The 18,248-nt window shown below is 70.6% G+C and carries 17 protein-coding genes; 6 read left to right on the top strand and 11 right to left on the bottom strand.

The annotated features are described in order from the left end of the window. Positions 1-32 precede the first annotated feature (32 nt). A complete protein-coding gene (locus tag ACIHEI_RS31105) occupies positions 33-1,070 on the bottom strand; it encodes an NlpC/P60 family protein (protein ID WP_396609057.1) in 1,038 nt (345 codons plus the stop codon). Between the two features lie 282 nt (positions 1,071-1,352). Here ACIHEI_RS31105 and ACIHEI_RS31110 point away from each other — a divergent pair, with 282 nt between their 5' ends. After that, on the top strand, positions 1,353-1,853 hold the full coding sequence (locus ACIHEI_RS31110; RefSeq protein ID WP_396609058.1) for a DUF4253 domain-containing protein: 501 nt from the start codon (positions 1,353-1,355) through the stop codon (positions 1,851-1,853). A gap of 284 nt (positions 1,854-2,137) precedes the next feature. Continuing rightward, positions 2,138-3,514, top strand: a complete 1,377-nt coding sequence (locus ACIHEI_RS31115) for an oxygenase MpaB family protein (protein WP_396609059.1) — start codon at positions 2,138-2,140, stop codon at positions 3,512-3,514. Between the two features lie 121 nt (positions 3,515-3,635). Here ACIHEI_RS31115 and ACIHEI_RS31120 read toward each other — a convergent pair whose 3' ends face one another. From ACIHEI_RS31120 to ACIHEI_RS31130, 3 genes are all read right to left on the bottom strand, one after another. Next, positions 3,636-6,158, bottom strand: coding sequence for an FtsX-like permease family protein (locus ACIHEI_RS31120; protein ID WP_396609060.1), 2,523 nt, complete (start codon positions 6,156-6,158; stop codon positions 3,636-3,638). A gap of 121 nt (positions 6,159-6,279) precedes the next feature. Continuing rightward, positions 6,280-7,107 (bottom strand): ABC transporter ATP-binding protein, encoded by an 828-nt coding sequence (locus ACIHEI_RS31125; protein WP_396609061.1) that lies wholly within the window; start codon positions 7,105-7,107, stop codon positions 6,280-6,282. Between the two features lie 354 nt (positions 7,108-7,461). Next, positions 7,462-8,508 carry a hypothetical protein gene (locus ACIHEI_RS31130; RefSeq protein ID WP_396609062.1) on the bottom strand — a complete coding sequence of 349 codons (1,047 nt, stop codon included), beginning with the start codon at positions 8,506-8,508 and terminating at the stop codon, positions 7,462-7,464. A 638-nt stretch (positions 8,509-9,146) separates the two neighbouring features. On the opposite strand from ACIHEI_RS31130, the gene ACIHEI_RS31135 reads away from it, so the two are divergent. Then, entirely contained in the window at positions 9,147-9,575 is a 429-nt protein-coding gene (locus tag ACIHEI_RS31135; protein WP_396609063.1) for a DUF6086 family protein, read from the top strand. A gap of 33 nt (positions 9,576-9,608) precedes the next feature. On the opposite strand, the gene ACIHEI_RS31140 is transcribed toward ACIHEI_RS31135, so the two are convergent. The 3 genes from ACIHEI_RS31140 to ACIHEI_RS31150 all read right to left on the bottom strand — a co-directional run bounded on the left by ACIHEI_RS31140 (position 9,609) and on the right by ACIHEI_RS31150 (position 12,550). Beyond that, positions 9,609-10,031, bottom strand: a complete 423-nt coding sequence (locus tag ACIHEI_RS31140; protein ID WP_396609064.1) for a transposase — start codon at positions 10,029-10,031, stop codon at positions 9,609-9,611. 262 nt (positions 10,032-10,293) lie between these two features. Beyond that, entirely contained in the window at positions 10,294-10,806 is a 513-nt protein-coding gene (locus ACIHEI_RS31145; RefSeq protein WP_387641439.1) for a tetratricopeptide repeat protein, read from the bottom strand. A gap of 946 nt (positions 10,807-11,752) precedes the next feature. Then, the gene (locus tag ACIHEI_RS31150) at positions 11,753-12,550 is read right to left on the bottom strand and encodes a hypothetical protein (RefSeq protein WP_396609065.1); all 798 of its coding nucleotides are present in this window, start codon (positions 12,548-12,550) and stop codon (positions 11,753-11,755) included. A 425-nt stretch (positions 12,551-12,975) separates the two neighbouring features. Here ACIHEI_RS31150 and ACIHEI_RS31155 point away from each other — a divergent pair, with 425 nt between their 5' ends. After that, on the top strand, positions 12,976-13,188 hold the full coding sequence (locus ACIHEI_RS31155; protein ID WP_396609066.1) for a hypothetical protein: 213 nt from the start codon (positions 12,976-12,978) through the stop codon (positions 13,186-13,188). A gap of 216 nt (positions 13,189-13,404) precedes the next feature. Here the strand turns inward: ACIHEI_RS31155 and ACIHEI_RS31160 are convergent, their stop codons facing one another. Next, positions 13,405-13,992: a hypothetical protein gene (locus ACIHEI_RS31160; RefSeq protein ID WP_396609067.1), complete on the bottom strand. Its 588-nt coding sequence runs from the start codon at positions 13,990-13,992 to the stop codon at positions 13,405-13,407. A 90-nt stretch (positions 13,993-14,082) separates the two neighbouring features. Between ACIHEI_RS31160 and ACIHEI_RS31165 the strand changes: the two genes are divergently transcribed. Further along, positions 14,083-15,114, top strand: a complete 1,032-nt coding sequence (locus tag ACIHEI_RS31165; protein WP_396609068.1) for an NAD-dependent epimerase/dehydratase family protein — start codon at positions 14,083-14,085, stop codon at positions 15,112-15,114. Positions 15,115-15,275: 161 nt separating this feature from the next. Here ACIHEI_RS31165 and ACIHEI_RS31170 read toward each other — a convergent pair whose 3' ends face one another. Beyond that, positions 15,276-15,566 carry a hypothetical protein gene (locus tag ACIHEI_RS31170; RefSeq protein ID WP_396609069.1) on the bottom strand — a complete coding sequence of 97 codons (291 nt, stop codon included), beginning with the start codon at positions 15,564-15,566 and terminating at the stop codon, positions 15,276-15,278. Positions 15,567-16,017: 451 nt separating this feature from the next. Continuing rightward, positions 16,018-16,512, bottom strand: coding sequence for a cupin domain-containing protein (locus ACIHEI_RS31175; protein WP_396609070.1), 495 nt, complete (start codon positions 16,510-16,512; stop codon positions 16,018-16,020). Between the two features lie 310 nt (positions 16,513-16,822). On the opposite strand from ACIHEI_RS31175, the gene ACIHEI_RS31180 reads away from it, so the two are divergent. Next, positions 16,823-17,197, top strand: a complete 375-nt coding sequence (locus tag ACIHEI_RS31180; RefSeq protein ID WP_396609071.1) for a nuclear transport factor 2 family protein — start codon at positions 16,823-16,825, stop codon at positions 17,195-17,197. Positions 17,198-17,228: 31 nt separating this feature from the next. Here ACIHEI_RS31180 and ACIHEI_RS31185 read toward each other — a convergent pair whose 3' ends face one another. Then, complete coding sequence (locus tag ACIHEI_RS31185) at positions 17,229-18,047, bottom strand: MBL fold metallo-hydrolase (RefSeq protein WP_396609072.1); 819 nt, start codon at positions 18,045-18,047, stop codon at positions 17,229-17,231. Between the last annotated feature and the right edge of the window lie 201 nt (positions 18,048-18,248).

Consider the following 18,248-nt stretch of genomic DNA (forward strand, 5'->3'; position numbering starts at 1 on the left):
CGATCGGGTGCCGGGGCCTCGGCCCCCGCGCGTCAGACCCGGCGGATGACGTTGATCGAAATCGCGTCGACCTTCATGACCTTGACCACGTCACCGGCCTTCGGCGCGTGCACCACCATGCCGTTGCCGATGTACATGGCGACGTGGCTCCGGTCGGACTTGTAGATCACCAGGTCGCCGGGCTGGGCATTGTGCCAGTCGGTGCCCACGTTGACGCCGGCGCCGGCCTGAGCCTGCGAGGTGCGCGGCAGCGAGACACCGGCCTTCGCGTAAGCCCACACCATCAGGCCGGAGCAGTCGAAGGTGTTCGGACCGGTCGCGCCCGAGACGTAGTCCAAACCCTGCCTGCTGAGCGCGGCGTCCACCGCGACCTTCGCCGCGCCGCTGGCTGCCGGCAGACTGGCCGGATCGACCCGGGAGGCACTCCGCGAGGCGGACCCGTCGTCGCCCCGTACGATCGAGGCCCGGTCGGCCGCCGATACCGTGGACAGCAGGCGCTGCGCCTCCGCCAGCTTGGACTGCGCCGTGCTCCGGGCGCCGTTGAGTTCCTGGGTCCGGCTGTCCAGTTCGGCCAGTACCGTCGCCGCCTCCCGCTTCTGCTGCTCCAAGCGGCGCTGCTGCTCCTGCAACGCCTTCAGAGTGGCGGTCTGGGTGCTGGCGGCCTGGTCGAAGGACGACGCCTGGTCCAGGTACTTGTCCGGGTCGGACGAGAGCATCAGCTGCATCGACGGGTCGACGCCGGCGTGCCGGTACTGGTCGCCGGCCACCGCCGCCAGCCCCGAGGCCAGCTCGTTCAACTGCTCCTGGCCGCGGGCCACCTGGTCCTGCAACTGGTCGGCCTGCTTGCGCAGCTGGTCCGCCCGTTCCTTGGCGCCGTTGTACTTCTCGGTCGACTGCTCCTGCTCCTCCAGCAGTTTGTCGACCTGGGCCTTCACCTCGTTCTTGTTCGGCTGGGCCGGCGCGGCGTGCGCGTTCACCTGGGCCGACAGCACGACCGCGGTCGCGGCGGCACCGGTCAGGACGTAGGCGCGGGCGCGGCTCGGTTGTTTCGGGCGTCGATGGGAAGCCATGTGGGCTCCTTCTTTCTGCTCCGGTCGGATGCGTCTGAGTGCGTGATCATCCGACAATCGGTTTGGTGCCAGACCGTAATCAAGGCAGGGCCTCTACGTCCACTTCCGCAGGTCCGTGAACCGGCTCGCACGGCTGCCGCATGACTACCCATCAGTAGAAAATGCCTTGCCAGGAGGGCTCGCTAGCTTGCCCGCGCGACCGACACCCTCCACCAACTGCGCCACCCGCGGCCCGACGCCGACCTGGCCGCCGTCGCCGCACTGCTGACCGCCGGACGGCTGGTGAAGCCGTACGACAACGACGAAGACACCGCCCCCGTGCTCTGGATCAGCGACGGGCCGGCACCCCTCGGGCTCTGGGAGAAACTGCACCACGAGCACCCGGCCAGCGGACTGTGGCCGCTACTGCTCGCCCCACTCTCCACCACCGACGTCGAATTCCGCCCCTGGGGCTCCGGCGAACTCCAACCGCGCTATGCCATCGAACCCGACTGGTACGACCCCGCCGCGCTGCTGCGCACCAACTGGGAGTACTACGCAACCCCCGACGCCGACGCTCCCTCGACCCGGACGAGAGCGCCGAACTCGCCGCTGGTCCAGGTCGGCTTCGCCGAACTCGAGTTGAGCGTCGGCGCGCCACCCCAGGACCACGAACCGGCGCTTCGGATCGCCGCCGAACACCTTGCGTTCTGCCCCGACGACATCTTCCAGGGAGTCGGCACGATCGCCGACTACGCCCCCGGCCTGGTCAATGCCGACCGGTGGTCCTTCTGGCGGGACTGAGCTGCCTTCGCTTCTTCTGCAATGTGCCATTCACAAAAGGAGATTGAGTGAACGTCAACTTCACTCCGGGCTGATCCACCCGTGCGGGCGGAGAATTGCCCTTCGGCTCACCCCGCCGGGTGGTTTGGGGCCTGTGCCAGCGGGTCCGGCTGGGAGCCGCCCCTAGGCTTCGGAACATCCGGAACGGGCCGAAGCCGAACGGCCATTGAGCAGCCGTCGGGCCAGCCGGAGCGAAAGGGGGGTACGGACCTATGACGCACACCGCACGAGCGGAATCGGACTCCATGCTGCGCCGCACCCTCGGCGAGCGGCGCATCGCCCTGGTCGCCTGGCGGCTGCTCGTCCTGCAGAACGCCCACCCCGCCGTCGGCGCCGGAGTCGACCAACTGTCGACCTACCGCAGCCACCCCTGGCGGCGGATCGAACACACCATGGACAGCGGCAGGCGCCTGTTCTTCTCCGATCAGGAGGCGCTGCGCCGCGAGATCGAGCGCCTCGAACGCAGCCACCGCCGGATCGCCGGAGTCGACGCCCAGGGTCGCCCCTACACGGCCCTCGACCCCGCCGTCCGGGTCTGGGTGCTGGTCACCCTGTACGAGGCCATGACGGCAATGCGGGCACTCTCCGGCCGCCCGCTGGGCCCTGCCGAACTGGACAAGCTCTACCGGGAGTTCCGCGAGGTCTGCACCGCCTTCCGGCTCCCCGAGGAGCTGTTCCCGCCCACCGCCGCCGCCGTGCCCGGCTACCTCCGGGACACCATCAGGGAGACGCTCGAACTCACCGAAGCCGCCAAGGACATGCTGTACACCGTCCTCACCCGCGCACCGGCCCCACGCCGCCTCGGCCGGCTCCGACCCGCCTGGCCGCTGCTGCGCCGATTCGTCGCCCGCTTCCTCACCACGCTCACCCTGGCCGACCTTCCGGCGGAGTTCCGCGCCAAGTGCGGCCTGCCACGCAGCCGCAGCGCCGCCCTACTCTCCTGGACGGTCCACCGCGGCGCGCGCCTGATCGCCGAGCGGCTGCCCGACCGGCTCCGCTACCGCACCCATTCCGGCGGCGAGCAGCCCCGGGCGGCCACCACCGCACCGCCCAGGCCGTCACGCACACCACGTACGCCACGGCGGGACGACCGACCGGCCCGGATCGCCGCCTTCTACCACCAGGTGATGGACCAGACCGGCGACGGACGCCTCACCGCCGCCGACTTCCGGGCCATGGCGCACAACATCTGCTGGCCACTGGAGCGCGACGAGGAGACCGAGTCCGCCGTCTACACCGCCTTCGACACCTGGTGGCAGCACCTGCTGGCCACCATGGACGCCAACGGCGATGGGGAGATCTCCTGCGAGGAGTTCGTCACCGCGATGCTGGCCGGGACCGACCGTGACCCCGGCTACCTGGAGCAGGGCCTGCACGTTGCCGTCCGCGCCATGTTCCACGCCGCCGACGTCGACGACAGCGGCCAGCTGTGTGCCGACGAGTACCGCACCCTGTTCGGCGGCTCCCGCGTCCACCCGGCCGAACTCTCCCACGGCTTCCGCCAACTGGACACCGACGGGGACGGCCAGATCACCGAGGAGGAATTCGTCCGGGGCTTCACCGAGTTCTTCACCGCCCGCTCCAGCAGCACGGCCGGCACTCAACTCCTGGGCCGACCATGACGGATGCCCGGTGCCCGGCGCGCCCGGCGCCGGGGAACGCGGCAGGGCCGCCCCCTCGGGAAGGGCGGCTGCCGAGGGCGCGCGGGTACGCCGGTCGGGATCGCGGAGTTCGGGCGCGGTGTCAGAGCGCGGTGGTGGGACGGGTGCGCAGCAGGGCGCGTCCGGGGAGAGCAGTGGCGGCCAGGCAGAGCAGAGCGGTCGCTGCGCCGAGCGGAAGGGCGGTGGTGAGGGGAACATGTGGAGCTGCGGAAGTCAGCGCGCGGGTGATCGGGGTGAGCGTTGCCCAGGCGATCGCGGCACCGGTCGCCAGGCCGATCGCGGTGATCAGCAACGCCTCCCAGCGCAGCATCGCGCGGACCTGACGGCGGGTGGTGCCGGCCAGTCGCAACAGGGCGATCTCGCGGCGGCGGTCCAGCACCGTCATCACCAGGGTGTTCGCGGCTGTCAGCGCCGCGAACCCGGCCAGCACGCCCGCCATCACGTTGTTCACCCAGCCGTTCAGCTCGCGGTCCTGGTCGGTCTGCGCCGCGTAGCCCTGGCGATCCGTCACTGTCAGGCCCGCTGGTGCGAGTTCGGAGAGTGCCTTCGCGGTGGCCGCTCCATCCGTGCCCGGGGTCTTGGCGACCAACAGCCGGGTCGCGTACGGCGAGTCGGTGTGCGCGGCGACCGCGGCCTTCGGCAGCAGGGCCTGCCCGAAACCGAGTCCGCGGCGGTAGATCGCGACCACCGTGGGCTCAACCCGGGTGCCGTCGCCGAGCCAGAACGCCGTCCGCTGACCGACCTTCGCATGCAGGCTCTCGGCCAGAAGGCTGTCCAGCGCGACGGTGTCGGCGGAGCGGGACAGGTCGGCCGGCGAACCGGACGTCACACCCAGGTCCAGGAGCTTCGCCAGTGCGGCCGGATTGCCGTCCACCGCCTCGGCGGTGGCCGTGCCGAGCGCGCCGGAGCTCTGGTACGCCAGACCGGTGGGCAGCAGGCCGACCGCGGCGTCCACGCCCGGCATCTTGGCCGCGCGTTCCACCGCGTTCGCCGGCAGTCCCGGAGCGGCTTCGGCGGTGACCACCAGATCCGCCTTCAGACCGTCGCGGACCTGTTCGGAGGCGGCGTGCTGAAGGCTGGACTGCAGGAACACCAGCGTCCCGCAGAAGGCGATGACCATCACGATCGGGACGGTCGCCGAGGCCAGCCGGCGCGAGCCGGCGCGGGCGTTGTCGGCAGCCAGCGAGGCCGACGCCCCGGCGGCGCGCAGCAGCACACCGACCAGACCGACCGCGCCGCGCACCAGCCACGGGCCGAGCAGCCCCACCGCGACCATGAAGCACAGCACCACACCGAGGGCCAGGTTCGCCGCGGTCGCACCCGCCAGGTTGGCGGCGACCACCGCCAGCACGACGGCGCCCGCGCCGAACAGCGCACCGAACACGGCGCGTACCACGCCCGGCGTGCCCGGCCCGGTGCCGGCTTCGCCGAGTGCCTGGGTCGGCCGCATCCGGGCACTGCGCCGGGCCGCGAGCAGACCGGCCGCCAGAGCTGTCCCGGTGCAGACCGCCACCGAGACGAGCAGCGGCAGCGGGCCGGTGTCGAGCGACACCCCGGAGGGCACCGCACCGCGGGCGACCAGTTCGCCGAACCACCAGCGGGCCAGCGCCAGCCCGGGCAGGATGCCGATCGCGGCGGCAACCGGGGCGATCAGCACCGCCTCGGTGGCGATCGAACGCTGGATCTGACGGGGCGTGGCCCCGACGGTCCGCAGCAGCGCGAATTCGCGGGCCCGCTGGCCGGTGGCCAACGCGATGGTGCTCGCCAGCACGAAGACGGCGACCGTGGCGGCCGTCCCGCCGAAGGAACCGCCGATGCCGGCCAGCACCTCCTTCGCCTTCAGCAGCACCGGCTGCTCCACCTCGCCGCGCTGCTGGCCGGTCGCCACCTGCGCCTTGCCGTCCAGCGCCTGGCGCAGCGCGTCGGCCAGTGCGGCCGGGGTAGTGCCCGGCGCGGGGCGGACGGCGAGAGCGTCGATTCGGCCGGGGTGGCCGGAGATCCGGTCGGCGGTGCCGTCCGCGAACCAGGCGGTGGCCCGGCCGGGCTGGGCTTCGGCGAGGCCGGAGATCCGGTAGGACGCGGTGCCGACGGGCGTGTCGACGGTCAGGTCCGTGCCGGGGGAGAGGTGGGCGGCGCGGGCGCTCGCGGCGTCCAGGACCAGTTCGCCGTCGGCCGGGGCGCGGCCCTCGGTGAGCCGCTCGCCGGGGGCGATGCCCAGTGCGGCCCAGCCGCGGCCGGTGAGCGCCGGCAGGCCGGATCGGCCGGCCGACACCGGGAACGCGGAGTCGGGCCGGGCCTGCTCGACGCCGGGCACGGCGGCCACAACTGCGGTCAACGAGGCGTCCAGCCGGGCCCGTTCGGGGAGTGTCTGGGCGATCGTGTCGGGCCTCTTGCCGTGCACGACCGTCATCTTCACCTGCTGGTCGGCGGAGACCACGATCGGTGCGTCCGCGTACCGGTGGGGCGTGATGCTCGCGGTGAGCCCGGTCTGCAGCAGCACGCCACAGGCGGTCACGATCGCCGAGGCGAACAGCAGCGCAAGGAAGGTGCCCACGAACGACGCGGGCCGGAAGCGTATGGCGGCGCGGGCCAGTCCGTTGGTCATGCGGTCAACTCCGGGGCGTGGCAGGGGAAGAGGGTGACGGAATGCCTGGAGGCGACGCCGGCGCGGGCCGGTCCGTCGGCTGCGCGGCCGACTCCGGGGCGTGAGCGGGGACGGCGCGGGTTCATGCGCGAGTACCGGCAGGCTGGGCGGAGAGGGTGAGCATGTGCTCGGAGACCGTGCGCGGATCGGGCCGGTGGAGTTCGCCCGCGAGGAGACCGCCGGCCAGGAAGACCGCGCGGTCGGCGAAGGACGCGGCGACCGGATCGTGCGTGACCAGCACCACTGTGGCGCCGAGGCCGTCCACCGCGTTGCGCAGCAGGCCGAGGACCTCGTGCGCGCTGCGCGTGTCGAGCGCCCCGGTGGGTTCGTCGGCGAAGATCACGTCGGGCCGGGTGATCAGCGCCCGGGCCAGGGCGACGCGCTGCTGCTGGCCGCCCGAGAGCTGACCGGGGCGGCGGGCGGCATGTTCGCCCAGGCCGACCCGGGCGAGCAGTTCGTGGGCCCGGGCCTTGTCCGGTCGGCGGCCGGCCAGGCGCTGCGGGAGCAGCACGTTCTGCAGGACCGTCAGCGACGGAAGGAGGTTGAACGCCTGGAAGACGAAGCCGATCCTGCTGCGCCGGAGCTTGGTCAGCGCGTCCTCCCCGAGCGAGCTGATCGGGCTCCCGGCCAGCAGCACCTGCCCCGCATCGGGCCGGTCGAGGCCGGCGGCGCACTGCAGGAAGGTGCTCTTGCCGGAGCCGGACGGGCCCATCACGGCCGTGAAGCTGCCTGCGGGGAGGGCCAGGTCGATCCCGCCGAGGGCATGCACCGCCCCGGCGCCGCGACCGTAGACCCGGCGCACGCCGCGCAGTTCGACCGCCGGCGTCCCGTCGACGGGCCGTCCGCCCGTGGCCTGCCCGCTCGCCGGCTGCCCGCCGGTGGGCCGTCCGTCCATGGGCCGTCCGTCCATGGGCCGTCCGTTTACGGGCAGGCCGGGCGTGGGCAGGCCGGGCGTGGACGTGGGCGCGGCATGGCTGGGCCAGGGCGACCCCGGTGCGGCGGCAGCGTCCGGCGTGGCGGAATGGGCGGGCCGGCCGGGCTGGGAACGGCGCAGGCGGGGCGACATGGTGAAGCCTTCCTCGGAGATGGGGCCCCAGTGGTTCTCTCTGCCGGGGCCTCACCAACGCTAGGAAAACCGCAGGTCACTCGCCATGGAGGGGGCACGAGGGTTCGAGGTGGGGTTATCCCCACCGCTGTCCGGCGGCCAACCCCCGGAAGGTTTGGGGAGATTGGGGCAGCCTCAGGAAGATGGTTCGCGACAGGATCAGATCGGGCTGGTTGCGCGCGCCGGGATCTGGTTGGTGACCGCCAGGACCTCGCCCCGGGTCAGCACCCCGAGGGTGCGCCGCAGCTCGCCCACCTCCGGGTCGGCCAGCGACATCGTGACGGTGTACGGCGCTGGGCCGGTGATGGTGTTGCCGCCGTCGGTGCGCACTGCCAGCCCGGTCGCCAGGGCCTGCGCGTCGACGCCCGGGCAGAGCGCCGCCGCTGGCAGCACGACGTGCGCGACCGCGCCGTAGTCGGAGATCAGCCAGCCGCGGCCGTCGGAGGTGTGCGGCGCGCCCTCGACTGTCGCGGGCAGTCCGTACGCGCCGGCCACCAGACCGTTCGGTCCCTCGATCTCCACCGCCACGCCCTCCGGGCCGAGCGGTCCGGACAGCACCATCGGCGTCGCGGAGCCCGAGCTGAGCCGCAGGTCGAAGGTGAACTCGCCGGGCCGGTCGGTGCCGAGGTGTCGGTAACCGTGGGCGGCCAGCAGCAACGCCGGACCTGACAACCCGTCGACGCTGAGCGAGGCGGGCGCGGCCGGGAAACGGTGGTAGCCGCGAGTCCCGCACCGGCTGCCGACGAACACCCCACCGCCCGGCAGCGCACGGTCCTGCGAGGGCGACGGGCTGCCCGGCCCTCCTGCCGGGCGGGCCAGCTGCGGGGTGTGGGCGCGCTGCGGTTCGAACAGCACCCCGCCCACCACCAGCAGGACGATCAGCAGCCCGAGCACCACCGTCCACTGCTCACCCCGGCTGAGCGAGCGGAACCGTCGCAGCCGCCCCAATCGCCGGGTGTGGTAGGGAGCTTGGGCCTGTCTTGCCCGCCGGGACCGCCGACTGCGCCGGGACGGTCGCGACCCGCCCGGCGACCAGTGGCGGCCACCCGGGTCGACCGACGGCTCATGACGCCAGCGTTCCGCCAGCATCCGGGCCCGCGCGGACGGCTCGGTCACGGTGGCGGAGCGGACGAACTCCTCGTCCAGGACCAGACCTTCGAACGGGTCCGGCGGTTCGATGGCATCGGACGGGCGATGGTCGGACATTGCGCCAGTATGCCTGCCGCCGGCGACATAGCGGGGCCATGTTTTTCGATCTTCTCTGCGGCAATCCTCATGGGCTCATCGCTCATCGGTGGGGTGCCCGGTCGGCGTAAGGGGAGGTTGGGAGTCCGGGCGGTTGTGGTGGAGGCGGACATGGTTGCTGCGGTGCGCGGTTCATGCGGTTGGCCCCTGCCGGTGACCGGGCTGGCCGGCACACAGGTCACGTGGGGTCGGCGGGTCACCCGTGTTGTCGTGGGCTGGCGTTGGTCGGTGCGATTCAAGATGTGGCGTGATACGCGTAGCCGGTCGTAGGTTGGGATGCTGGCGGGGCTGGGACCCGAACGAACTGCCGGTCCCGGAAGCCGGATTGCGAGGGAACCTGCTCCGGCTGCGGTGAGATCCGGGAGGTAACCGGACCGGCGGGGATGGACTGCTGTGTCGGACCTGCGCCAAGTCGGTCGGTCAGCACCTGCGGGCGCTGCGGCACGGTGGCTTCGAAGTTCTGCGCGAGTGTGTCTTGTTGGCTTGATGCTGGCTTCGTTCATGCGAAGTGGTTCTGGCTCACTTTCCTGGAGGGCTGACTCACCGAAAGGTCATGCGCTCGCGATGCTGGCCGGTATGACCAGCAAGGAGGGGCTGCATTGAGCCAGTGCTACGGCATAGGCGAGGAGACCGTGCGGAACCCGTCCAACGGGGCCTCCCGGCTGTTCATAAGTCAAGTGAGCGTCTACCAGACGGAAATGGGGCTGCAGTCCGGCATCGGGCCGATGCGGGCTGACGAGTGGCAGATCGACCCCGATGCGTTCAAGGAGTTCGGCGACGCCCTGCTCGCGTGGCACCGGAGAACGACCTACGAAGTCATGGCTGCCCCCTCCGAGGGCTTCGTCGTCACGATGCTGGTCCTGGCGGAAAGGGCAGGCATCGAGGTGAACTGGCAGTCAGCAGGCTCCGCCGAGGACGGCGGCCTCAAGGATGTTCAGGTGCCGGCGGCCCCGGGTTCCGCTGAGGCGGCTTGGATGGCCGCCCTTCAGCACAGGGCGCGCGAGCTGGGCCGATTCATGGCGGCCTGAGCCTGGTCTGCTCGGCGAAGTACAGGGATGCCATCAGAACGCGATGTCCTGTGAGTAGAGCAGGACGCGCTTGCGGAGGAGAGGGAAGTCGGCTCGGCCGAACCGTTGGCGCTTGAGCATCTTGATCCGGTTGACGTGCTTTTCGATGACGCCGGAGTTCCAGAGAAGGGTGAGGCCTGCGATGACGGCGGCCCGGGCTCGGTCGATTCCAGCAGCGAGTGTGTGCCGGTTGGGCAGGTCGTCCCGGCGGAACGCGTCGAGCCGTTCCGGGAGACGCTCGCCCTGGTGCTCGGCGAGTATGACGGCGAAGGTGCGGACGTGCCGGGTCAGGGCGTTGAGCTGTGGGCAGTGGGCCAGGACGGTCTTGAACTGGAGCTGTTCTGCCTCGGACAGTGCCGTGGGTCGCCGGAGAATCCAGCTGGTGACGGTCCAGGACGACGGCGGCTGGGCGGTCACGGGCTGCGGCGAGGTCCGCTTCTGCCGTAGGGAGGCGCCGATGCGCTGGTGGCAGCTGCCTTTGTGGCCGAGCGGGATGATCTACTCCTAGAGCTTCCAGGATTAGGGTGCGAGAGGAGCCCTCGCCCCAGCCGCTCATCGCGGCAGAGAGCCGGTCCCACGGCGAACACTGCGGTGTGCACGCTGGTCGCGGATGCGCGCATCAGTCAAGGTCACCACGTGCCGATTCCCCTGCGCCGGCCTTTTACAGGGCAGATGCTTCCTATTCGGGGCGGCCGTCGGCGAGCCACTGGGCGAGGCCGCGGAGCCCGACCGCCCACCGCCCGAGGTCGGTGACCTCGGCATGCCCGGTGACGACGGTGAGCAACTCGGCGACCGCCTCGTCCGGTCGCTGGGCATCGTTGAGGGTCAGAGCGCGGAAGACGCGGACGGAGTCGGAGTCGGGGAACTCCCTGCGGGCGCGGTCGAGCACCGCCAGCGACTCGTCCAACTTGCCCAGCCACCTCAGGGTGCTGGCGTACTGGCACAGGCACCGGCGCAGGACGTCGCCGTCGAGGCCGAGGGCGAGCGCGCGCTCGTAGTAGCCGCGGGCGGTCTCCTCCTCGCCCGCGGTGTCGTAGGCGCCGCCCACCTCGTACACGAGGACCGGGTGGTCCGGGTGTTCGGCAAGCAGCGCCTGGAAGTAGGCGATCGTCGGCGCCATGTTCGCCCGGTCGCGTTGGTCATAGCCACGCTGGATCGCCTCGGCCAGTTCGGGCGTCACCTCGGTCGTCATTGCTACGCCCCCCATGCGTACGAGTTCGGAGATCAACTCACCTTATCGGAGCCTCGTCCACAGGCGCCTACTTGTGGATCGGCCCGGCATTTGCGGTTCTTTCGTCCTTATTTGACGGTTTCTTCCCACTATGTCGCTGGTCAGGCGCAGTGCGCACAGCGTGTGCGCGCGAGGCGCATGCTTCTCGGCGGATGCGGATGCGGATGCGGATGCGGCTGCGGATGCGGATGCCTGCCTCGTAGGGAGTGGGCCGCTGCCGGCCTGATGGCTGTTGGCCGGCCGGCTGGAACGGTGGGGCGGCACGGACGGCGACGTACGGACGGCCGTGGGCGCGAGCCCGGGGGAGGCCAGGGACGGGCTCAGGTACGACGAGGTTCCCTGGTGGCGGTTCCGGCACTTCGATGGCCCGTGCGAGGAGATCCGCGGCCTGCTCGCCACGCTCGTGTCCGGGGACGCCGAAGCTGCCGGTGGGGCTTTGTGGCGGCTCTGGACGAGTCTTCACCAGCAGGGCGGAACGATCGCGGTGGGAGCATTGGCGCCGTTCCTGCTTCGGATTTGCGGCGACCGGGCGGCCGGAGCTTCGTGCCCGAACCCTTGGTTCGGTTGCCGAGATCGGTCGGTGTCAGCACATGGCGGACGGATCGGGGGAAGGCCTGCTCCGGGTTGCCGAGGAGCGGTTGATGGTTGAGCGCAGCACGGTGTGTCCGGTGGGCTGGACGGTCCAGGTTGGAGAGGGAAGACGATGCGGGGGGTTCGTGGGAGCCTGATCCCGGCGATCGCCCAACTTGCCTGCGAACGCCATGATGACCGCGTTCTCGGGTGGGTTCGGGGTCTGGGGTCGGGTCCCGGACGGCCGCTTGAGGGCCGCATCGGTGCCGGCCTGGTCTGACTGTGCGTGGTCACGGCTGGTGCGAGGATCGTGAGTGCCGTGGTGGGTGGTGGCGGGTCAGAGTTCGAATACCGGTCGGGTGGAGAACTCCTCGTACATGTCTTCGCCGTCGGGCCCGTACACGAACTCGGCGTAGAAGGGGTTGCGGTTGGCCGTGGCCAGCGGGAGCCATCCGAGGAGGTGGCCGTAGCCGCCGCAGGCCGACTCGCCGCCGTCGCCGCCGTGTACTGCGGTGAGGTCGCTGGTCAGTTCGGTGCGGTACGTGTCGTGGGCAATGCGGAGGCCCAGGGCGTTCGGTTGGTGCTGGGGGCCGGTGTGATCGTCGTAGGGGATGCGGTCGAGGGGGCAGTCGTTGCCCCAGCGGAACAGGGTGCTGGCGCCGGCTCCGCAGGCGTGTTCCCACTCGTCGGAGCTCGGCATTCGCAGGCCGCGGGCCGCGAGGACGGCGGGCATGTCGGTGGGTGGCTCGGTCAGGTTCTCGTCCTCGACGGCCATGAGTACCGTCGCCAGGTTGACGCGTCGGCGCGGGCTGAGCAGTTGGGCGAGGTGGGCCCGGAGGTCGGGGTCGTTGCCGAAGCCCTGCTCCAGGCTCTCCTGGTAGTCGGCGGCCTGTTCGGGCGTCGGTCGCCAGGTGTCGAGGTCGAATCCGAGCGTTACTGGGCCGCCGGGTATCAGGGCGAATTCCTGTGCGTTCCGGTTGATCAGGACGCGCTGCATTCGGGAGCCGAGATGTTCGCCGGTTTCGACGGCAATCACGCGGCCGCCGGCCAGATCAGCTGCCTGCTGCGCGATTTGGCGGGCGGTCGAGAGGTCGAACGACCGCCACTGGTCGAAGGTGAGGTCGGCGAGAGACATGCGTCGCAGTCTTTCACGCAGGCCGGACAGGGCCGTTGCCGCGGGCTGACCCGCTAGCTGTTCGCGGTTGACGGTTGGCCGGGGCCGGAGGGCGCGGTGACCAGGTGCAGACGCTGGGACCCTCCGCGGGTGAGCTGGATGCCCGTGTCGGCTGCGAGCGCGTGGGCTGCGTGGCCGATGCGCATGCCGGAGATCCTTCGGCCGTCCGCGGTCGCGACCACGGCCGGCCGGGTGCCTGACCGCAGAGCCTGCCAGACGGTGCGTGTCTGTTCGGTCAGGAGTTGGTGCATCTCGGGCCCAACCTCGGGTTCGAACCAGCGCACGGCGAGGCGACCGGCCTCGAACGCCTCGCCGCGGTGACTCGGCCTGCGCCGTGAGCACAGCAGTTGAACCACCGCAGCGCGCGGCAGCCCAGGACCGTTCGCGTGGCCGGTCAAGTCCTGGACAGCCGTGGGGGCGGCAGCCCCTCCTGGCAGGGCCAGAAAGGCCTGAACGCCGCCGCAGCACAGAGCCTCCTGGACCGTCGAGTGCACATGTACCTGGTGCAGGCCCAGTGGGCCCGGTTGGCTGCAAAGCCATCCAGCACCCGGCAGGAGCTCCCCGATCCGCTGCCCGACCAGGGCCTCGTCCTCCGGTAGCAGCCAGACATCTGTCGTCTTCGTACGGGAGCCGGGGAGTGCCATGGGGACAGCGTTGCAGCAGTTGCTGACAGGACGGCCCGGCGCCATGACGGCGGAGGCTCGGACCGAGCCGGGACCGGCCTGGATCCTGTGCCGAGTTCGATGCTCGCGTCCGGTGGGTCAGTTCGTTCGTTGGTATGGCGGCGGAACGCCGGGGATGGTGTCGGCAACGGGTCAAGTAGCTGCCGGAGCCCGCTGTGTGGTCGCTGCTCGGGCGGTGGCCGCTTCGACCTGGCGGCGGCCGGATTCGCCTCGGCTCCAGAGGAAGGCACACCAGCGGCGCGGTGCGTCGCTGCTCCAGATCCGGAACTCCTGGACCGCGACGTTGTCGGACAGTCGCCATCGGACGGTGCGGCCTGATGCTTCGGGGATGTCGGTGAGGCCGTCGAGATGCTGGGCGAGTGCGAAGCTGTCGACATTGGTGGCGACGCGGTCCCAGGTCGCGAGCGTGTCGGTGAGGGCGTGGGATTCGATGAGTGCCGGGATGGACGGGGCGACTTCGAGGAACGTTCCGCCTCCGTCGGTTACTCCGACCCGGCCGTCCGTGTGCACCAGGTAGCGGACCGGGGAGGACACGTACTCCCCGAACCAGTCGAAGTACCAGCCGTTGGCGGGGCCGGCCCACATGCCTTGGCCCAGGTCGTAGTGCCAGTCGCGGAGCGTCTCGTGGCGTTCGCCCTCGATGGTGCAGCTGCTTCGGACTTGGTAGCGGAGTCCGCCGTACCTCTGCTCGAATCCCTCCCGGCGGATGATCAGCATCATAGGCGCGGGGGTCAACTGGCCGGAGTGGTCACGGATTTGCAGGAACTCGGTGGAGAGTCGGGGTTCAGGAGTTCGTCAACAATGCAGAGCATGACCCCCCGCCCGCTGAGCCTGCTCGTGCTGGGTGGCACGCGTTTCGTGGGTCGCACCCTTGCCGAGGCCGCACTGGCCGAGGGGCACCAGGTGACGCTGTTCAACCGCGGCCGGACCGCGCCCGAGGTCTTCCCCGAGGTCGAGACCATCATTGGCGACCGCACCACCGACCTGTCCGCGCTCGGTGACCGCCGCTGGGATGCCGTGGTCGATGTCGCAGGCTACGAGCCCGAGGTGGTCCGCCGCTCGGTCACCGCCCTGGGTGAGCGCGTGGACCGGTACGTCTTCGTCTCCTCCCTGTCGGTCCTTGTCGATCAGGCGACCGTGCAGAACGAGGACGGAAATCTGCTCGTCCTCGGCGAGGATCTGCCGCCACACCAGCTCTACGGCGCACGCAAAGCCGCCTGCGAGCGGATCGTGCTGGGCGCATACGGCGAGCGTGCCAGCATTGTCCGCCCCGGCATGATCGTCGGGCCGCACGACCCGACCGACCGCTTCCCCTACTGGCCGCGGCGCTTCCAGCGCGGCGGCACGGTGCTGCTGCCGGGCGACCCGGCCGACGCGGCCCAGTTCATCGATGTCCGCGATGTCGCGGCGTGGATCCTGGGGTGCATCGCAGCACAGCGCGGCGGCATCTACAACGTCACCGGTCGCACCCTGTCGTTCGGTGGGTTCTTCGCCGGCATCTACAACGTCACCGGTCGCACCCTGTCGTTCGGTGAGTTCTTCGCCGTCTGCCGGGTACTGGTGAACCCCGGTGCGGAGCCGGTCTGGGTCAGCAGCGAGAAGCTGCTGAAAGCCGGCGTCAACCCATGGATGGGCGTCCCGATGTGGATCGGCGCCCCCGAGTGCGTGGCGATCAACCGGGTGGACATCTCCCGCGCCCTGGCCGCCGGCCTGATGTACCGTCCGCTCGCCGAGACCGTTGCCGACACACTCGCCTGGGACACCGCCCGCGGTGGACCGGCCGTCGACGAGGAGGGGCTCACCGCTGCGGAGGAGCAGCGGCTGCTGGACGAGCTGAGGTGAGTCGGCTCGGTGTGGTCCGTGAGCTGTTCAGCGGCGGTCGGTCGGCCGGTGAGGTAGGCCCGGCCTGCTCGGTGTCTGTCCATGCGGCGGCAACTGTTGGGCCGAGCAGGGTTTGTGAGGTACTTGGACGGTGTGTCAATGGCCCGGCTCGGTAGGAGCGTTTACTCGAGGGGCTGGGCCGGCACGCGGACGAAGCCCTCGGTCCAGTGGTCCTCGTCGAGGTCGTACTCCCCGACCTGGAAGCAGTCCGGCTCGTTGGCGAAGCCTGATTGAAGGCGCGCGCGGCGGATTCGTGCTTCGGCTTCGGCCTCGGAGGAGTAGATGCCGAGCAGCTTGACGTCGTCGCCGTCCAGCTCGTCGAGGAACACGATCGTGTCGTTGACGTGAATCGTTTCGCCGTTCGGGCCGGCTTCGTTCTGGTGGCCGATGTGCCACAGGGGGTAGACCTTCACGGGCGCAGGCTATCGGTCCTCCGCTGAAGATCGATTCCGCAGATGTCGGATCGGCGAGGCCGATGGTGTTCCAGCCATGTCCTTCTCCGCTGTGATCTTCGACTTCTTCGGCACGCTGACCCCGAGCACGCCCAGCGGGATCTGGGACGAACATGCGGCCCGCAGTGCGGCCCCGCTCGGGATTCCGGTGGAGCAGTGGCGTCGGGCGCTGGACGAGTCCTTTCCGGAGCGGGCCGTGGGGGCGATGACGCGCTCGGGACCTTGGAGTGGCTTCGCCGCGACGGCCTTCGGTGATTGCGCCGGTTTGGAGGAGGACGGAGCCGGTGGCCGCGGCCGGGGCCAGGGAGAGGGCGGTGTCGGTCAGTTGGGGGGAGGATCAGGCCGGTTGGGCCGCCGGTTCACGCGGGACCCGTCGGTTGTGTCGCGTGCCGGACGAGGCCGGGCCGGGGGTTCAGGCGTGGTCGGTGGCGGGCTCGGTCGCGTAGTGGCTCATTGCGTCGATGTTGGCCTGTGGCGTCAACGGGCGGCCGTCGGTGAGGACTTGCTGGAGGTCCCGGAAGTACTGCACGTACAGGTCGGGGGTGAAGGTGCTGAGCAGGACGGCGGGTTGGTCGGTCGGGTTGGCGAAGGTGTGCGGGGTGCCGGGCGGGACCATCACGAGGGTGCCCGGGGTGGCGTCGTAGTCCGCGTCCCCGACGGTGAACCGTACGGTGCCGGCCAGGATGTAGAAGCCCTCGTCGTGTAGGGCGTGGCGGTGCTGCGGCGGTCCCTGGGTGTGCGGGGCGAGGACGGACTCGGCGATTGCGAGGCGGTGGCCGGTGTGGCTGCCGTCCTCCAGGATGCGCATGCGGGTGGTGCCCAGAACGATCGTCTCGCCTTCGCCGGGGGTCACCACCGAGACGGTGTGGGCGGTCTGCGGGTCGCCGGTCTTCGTTTGCTCGGTCATGTGGACGAGTGCACCGCTGGGGGTGGGTCGGTGTCCAAGACCTGTTCTGCGGGGCTGATGCCTTGTGGGTATCGCTGCTGTGTGGGACTGCGGAGCTTGCGCGGCGAAGTCGGTGGCGCCGAGGGGTGGGCGTCCTTTCGGTGGCGGGCCGTCGGCGTACCGTCGCGGTGTATGAAACTCCTTTGATATAAGGGAAGTTGTGGTGGCGGCGGGGGTCATTTCGGCCCTGGTCGTGCCTACGGGTCTGCCGTCCGGTAGTCCTTCGTCACGTACGCGGCCACCGCCGCCGTTCTACCCAGGGAGCGCATCCATGCCTCGCACCGACATCCGTGCCGCCCTCAACGACCTCGTCTTCTCCCCGGACCTCGACCTGAACGAGGCCGCCGAGCGTCACATCACGCCCGACTACGTCCAGCGCACCGACGGCAACTCCCTTGACCGGGAAGCCTTTCTCGCCCACATCGCCCACCTCCGTGCGAGCGTGGCCTCCGGGGTGATCGAGGTGCACCAGGAGCTCTTCGACGGCGACCAGTACGCCGACCGTCACACCGCCACGATCTCGATGAAGGACGGCTCCACCCTCCTCATGGAGGTCCACCTCTTCGGCGAGTTCGCCTCGGACGGCCGCTTTCGTCGTGTCAACGAGACCACCCTGGTCCTCGAAAGCCCCGGCGACGTGCGCTGATCCTCACGGAGTGGCTCGAGGCCGGGATCGGTCAGCCGATCGGTGGGGCGAGGTATTCCAGGGCATAGCCGTCGCCGGCGGGGGTGACGCGGGCGATGCCGGGGGAGTCGAGGTGGGCGCCGGCCACGAAGTGGTGGGGGCGGGTGAGTTGTTCGAGGAGGGCCGCGCGTGCGGTGCGGGCCTGGGGCTGGTTGCCGTCGAACTCCCAGGACACCTTCGGCTGGTCGAACTGGAGCGTGGGGACGTGGACGGTGTCGCCCCAGACGAGAAGGTGGCCGGCGCTGCTCCTCATCTCGTAGACGGTGTGGCCGGGAGTGTGGCCCGGTGTCGGGATCGCGGTGGTCCAGTCGTTGATCGCGACCTTCTCCGTGACGGGGACGACCCGGTCGCGGATCGGCGCGAGGCGCCCCGTGAAGACCGAGGTGTCGCCCGCGCCGATCCAGACGCGTTCGAGTCCGGTGAACGCCTCCGAACCGTCCGGCGTGATCAGGCCGCTGACGTGGTCCTCGTGCCGGTGGGTGATGGCCACATCGGTGATCCGCGCGCGCTCGACTCCCGCCTCGTCGAGCGCGTCGTAGATCAAGCCCATGGTGGGGTCGTGCCAGACGTTGGACGCGCCGGTGTCGATGAGGACCGACCGGGTGCCGTCGGTGACGAAGAAGGCGTTGACCGACAGCCGCAGGTTCTCGCCGACCAGCGGGACGGCGGCCGGCAGCACGTCGAGCGTGCGCCCGTCCTCGTCGCGGAGGCGGGTCGGCGGCATGTCGATGTACCCGTCCCGCAGCGAGACCACCCGCAGGTTGCCGAAGTCGAACGTGGCGTGGTGCCTGCCACTTGAGACCAAGTGCATGGAGCCTCCGTCGGGTTGGGGGTGGATCGCGTTCCGTGTTCGATGGAAGGGGTCGTCTCCTTCGGGAGAACATTAGGCGGTCGCGCGGTGAGGTACCTACGGTGGTCGAGCGGGCGGATGCGGGGCCGAACCGCAGCGCGGAGGCCGAGGAGGTGGAGCGCGGCCGGTGTCGGTGGCGTCTGGGAGCGTGCCTCGGGCGCG

Origin of the sequence: Kitasatospora sp. NPDC051984, assembly GCF_044593455.1 — a bacterium.
Classification (GTDB): domain Bacteria; phylum Actinomycetota; class Actinomycetes; order Streptomycetales; family Streptomycetaceae; genus Kitasatospora.